This is a genomic window from Streptomyces sp. WELS2, assembly GCF_013870595.1.
GTDB lineage: Bacteria > Actinomycetota > Actinomycetes > Streptomycetales > Streptomycetaceae > Streptomyces.
On the sequence record NZ_JACBWZ010000704.1, the window covers coordinates 1 to 3,304 of the forward strand.

The following is a 3,304-nucleotide window of genomic DNA, read 5'->3' on the forward strand; positions in this document are numbered from 1 at the left end:
CGTCCCCGCCCCGCACCCCCCTGTCCCGGCCGGTGGTCCTGAGCGACGATGAGAGGCGCGACGGACGGGACGGAACGGGCGGACGCGACCGGAGGAGAGCGATGGGACGGCTGCGGCAGGACGTCGACCCCGTTGAGGCGGGACTGGACCCCGGGGCCCTCGGAAGGCTGGACGGGCACTTCGCCCGGTACGTCGACGAGGGGCGGCTGCCCGGCTTCCTGGTGGCGGTGGCCCGTGGCGGCCGCGTCGCCCATCTGACCGCGTACGGGCTGCGGGACGTGGCGGCCGGGCGGCCGGTGGAGCCGGACACGCTGTGGCGGATCTACTCGATGACCAAGCCGGTCACCGCCGTGGCGGTGCTGCTGCTGGTCCAGGACGGCCTGCTGTCCCTGGACGACCCGCTGGACCGCCATCTGCCCGCCTTCGCCGAGCCCCGGGTGTACGCGGGCGGCTCGGGCGACGACGTGCGCACCCGCCCGGCCGCCGGCCCCGTCCTGATCCGGCACCTGCTCACCCACACCGCCGGCCTGACCTTCGGCTTCTACCACCGCCACCCGGTGGACGCGCTCTACCGCGCGGCGGGCCTGGAGTACTCGGTTCCGCCGGGCAAGGACCTCGCGGAGACCGTGGAGCTGTACGCCCGGCTGCCGTTGCAGTTCGACCCGGGCACGCACTGGAACTACTCGGTCGCCTCCAACGTGCTGGGTCGGGTCGTCGAGGTGGTCTCCGGGCAGCCGCTGGACGCGTTCTTCGCCGGACGGATCCTGGGCCCGCTCGGCATGACCGACACCGGCTTCCACATCGGCCCCGAACAGGCGGGGCGACTGGCCGAGTTGTACGGCGAGACGGACGAGGGCGGGATCGAGCCGGTACCGGGCCTGCCGGTGCGCGGCCGGCCGCTCTTCCTGTCCGGCAGCGGCGGCCTGGTCTCCTCCGCCCACGACTACCACCGGTTCATGGAGATGCTGCGCCGGGGCGGCGAACTGGACGGCGTACGGCTGCTGGACGCGCGCACGCTCGCCCTGATGACCCGCAACCAGTTGCCCGGCGGGGCCACCATCCGCTCCTTCGGCGCCCCGGTGCACCGGGAACCAGCCATGGACGGGCTCGGCTTCGGCTTCAACGTCTCCGTCGTCACCGACCCCGCCCGCACCCCGGCCCCGTCCCACCTGGGCACCTACGGCTGGACCGGCGTCGCCGGCACCGCGTTCTGGGTCGACCCGGCCCACGACCTGACCGTGCAGTTCCTGACCCAGGTCCGCCCGAAGAACCTGAAGCTGTTCCCCGAGCTGCGCCGGCTGGTGCACGAGGCGGTGACCGGCTGAACGCACCTGACCTAGCACCAGGTCGGCCTCCGGGCGCGGGGCGTCGGCCGCGAACCGGCCGGCGCTCAGCGGGCCGGCGTCCGGGAAGGGCGCGCGCCCGAGGCGAAGGTCCCGGTCACCTCGCCGACGGCAGGTCCCCGGAGGAAGCCGTGTCCGCAGAAGCCGGTGGCGTACAGGAACCCGGACACCGTCGGCGCCTCGCCGATCAGGGCCTCGTGGTCGGGGGTGTTCCCGGCCGCCCGGGCCCGGTGATCCATCGCTGTCCCGCCCCTCCTCGCCGCCGCCGCGTCAGGAGCCGTGGGCGGCGGCGTCCAGGTGGGGCAGGTGGTGGTCCATCCGCTCCCGCTTGGTGCGCAGATACGTGATGTTGCTCTCGCACGGCTCGATCAGCAACGGCACCTGCTCGGCCACCCGGACGCCGTGCCGCACCAGCGCCTCCCGCTTGCGCGGGTTGTTGGACAGCAGCCGCACCGAGCGCACCCCGAGGTCGCGCAGGATGCCCGCCGCCACGCCGTAGTCGCGGGCGTCGACCGGCAGGCCCAGCGCGAGGTTCGCCTCCACCGTGTCCAGTCCCTCCGCCTGCAGGGCCATCGCGCGCAGCTTGGCGAGCAGCCCGATGCCGCGGCCCTCGTGGCCGCGCAGGTAGACGACGACACCGCTGCCCTCGGCGACGACCGCACGCAGCGCCGCCGCGAGCTGGTCGCCGCACTCGCAGTGCCGGGAGCCGAAGGCGTCCCCGGTCAGGCACTCCGAGTGCAGCCGGGTCAGTACGTCCTCGGTGCCGATCTCGCCGTACACCAGGGCCACTTGTTCGTCGCCGCGGTCGTGGTCCAGGTAACCGATGGCCTGGAATTTCCCGTATCCGGTGGGCAGCGGTGTGTTCACGACGCGTTCGACGCCGGAACGCCCGGAACACCGTGGGGAGTTCTTGCCGAGTACGCCGATGCCGGTGCCGGTGTTTTCTGTCATGATCTGATTCCTCAGCAGAGACGAAAGGCCGTGAAAAGATGAGTGGTTCGAAAGCGCGGGAAAACGGCCACGGTCCGGCGGCGGTGCCCGGCGTGCTGCCGGCGGACACCACCGAGGACGCGCGGGCCGGGGGCGCCCGGGTCGCCGTCCTTCCCGTGGGGAGCTACGAGCAGCACGGTCCGTATCTCCCGCTGGCCACGGACACGCTGGTCGCCTGCGCCGTGGCGCGGGAGATCGCCGCCGCGTACCCGGTGCGCCTCCTTCCTCCGGTGACGGTCTCCTGCTCGCACGAGCACGCTTCCTGGCCGGGGACCGTCAGCATCTCCGCGGTGACGTTGCACGCGGTGGTCTCGGACATCGCGGCGTCGCTGCGCCGTTCGGGCGTGGCCGCGCTGGTCGTGGTCAACGGGCACGGCGGCAACTACGTACTGGGCAACGTCGTCCAGGAGGCCTGCGCGCGGGGCGAGCGGATGGCGCTGTTCCCGGCCGCGGAGGACTGGGAGACGGCGCGGGAGCGGGCCGGGGTGGTCACCTCGCTGCTCACCGACATGCACGCGGGGGAAAACGAGACGTCCATTCTGCTGCACGCCCACCCCGAATTCGTCCGCCCCGGCCACGAGTCCGCCGATTTCACCGCCGATGACCGCCGTCATCTGCTCACCCTGGGAATGTCCGCCTATACCGAATCGGGTGTCGTCGGCCGTCCTTCCCTGGGTTCGACGGACAAGGGAAAGAAACTGCTGGCGAGTCTCGCGGAATCCTTCGGCCCGTATTTCGGACTGCTCACCGCCGCGGAATAGCCGGCGGGGACCCCGCGGCCGGGACCCGTGGGGGCGGCCCCGGCCGGCGGGGAGTCATCGGGGACCGTGGTCCCCGTGTCCACGGTGGCGGGCCGGTGCCGGAACGGGAGCGGGAGCAGGACGGCGGCGCCGGGCAGGCTCGCCACGAGGCCGAGGAGGCCGTAGACGACGGCGACCGCCATCCCCCGGTCCGCGCCGAGCCCCGCCGCG

At 73.1% G+C, this 3,304-nt stretch carries 3 protein-coding genes and 1 pseudogene; 2 read left to right on the forward strand and 2 right to left on the reverse strand.

What is annotated here, in order from left to right:
* The first annotated feature begins 101 nt into the window (after positions 1 to 101).
* On the forward strand, positions 102 to 1,325 hold the full coding sequence (locus H5J33_RS28425; RefSeq protein ID WP_181797694.1) for a serine hydrolase: 1,224 nt from the start codon (positions 102 to 104) through the stop codon (positions 1,323 to 1,325).
* Between the two features lie 15 nt (positions 1,326 to 1,340).
* Here the strand turns inward: H5J33_RS28425 and H5J33_RS28430 are convergent.
* Positions 1,341 to 1,561, reverse strand: a pseudogene (locus H5J33_RS28430) (hypothetical protein); the annotation flags it as partial.
* A gap of 52 nt (positions 1,562 to 1,613) precedes the next feature.
* Positions 1,614 to 2,294 carry a GTP cyclohydrolase II gene (ribA, locus tag H5J33_RS28435; protein WP_181797695.1) on the reverse strand — a complete coding sequence of 227 codons (681 nt, stop codon included), beginning with the start codon at positions 2,292 to 2,294 and terminating at the stop codon, positions 1,614 to 1,616.
* Between the two features lie 38 nt (positions 2,295 to 2,332).
* On the opposite strand from ribA, the gene H5J33_RS28440 reads away from it, so the two are divergent.
* Complete coding sequence (locus tag H5J33_RS28440) at positions 2,333 to 3,094, forward strand: creatininase family protein (protein ID WP_181797696.1); 762 nt, start codon at positions 2,333 to 2,335, stop codon at positions 3,092 to 3,094.
* Positions 3,095 to 3,304: the final 210 nt, after the last annotated feature.